Here is a 205-nt window from a genome sequence, read left to right as displayed (position 1 = left end):
AAGCACAGGCTGAAGAACAAGTTCGCCTGCAAGCGGAAGCGGATGCGAAAACACAGGCTGAAGAACAAGCTCGCTTGAAATCGGAAGCGGATGCGAAAGCACAGGCTGAAGAGCAAGCGCGCCTACAAGCGGAAGCCGATGCGAAAGCACAGGCTGAAAAGCAAGCGCGCCTGCAAGCGGAAGCGGATGCGAAAGCACAGGCTGA

The 205-nt window shown here is 56.6% G+C and carries 1 pseudogene; it reads left to right on the top strand.

What is annotated here, in order from left to right:
* Positions 1 to 205, top strand: a pseudogene (locus tag A1OO_RS06985) (signal recognition particle-docking protein FtsY); the annotation flags it as partial.

Source organism: Enterovibrio norvegicus FF-33, assembly GCF_000286835.2.
Taxonomy (GTDB): domain Bacteria; phylum Pseudomonadota; class Gammaproteobacteria; order Enterobacterales; family Vibrionaceae; genus Enterovibrio; species Enterovibrio norvegicus_A.
This window is presented reverse-complemented; position numbering and strand designations above follow the sequence as displayed.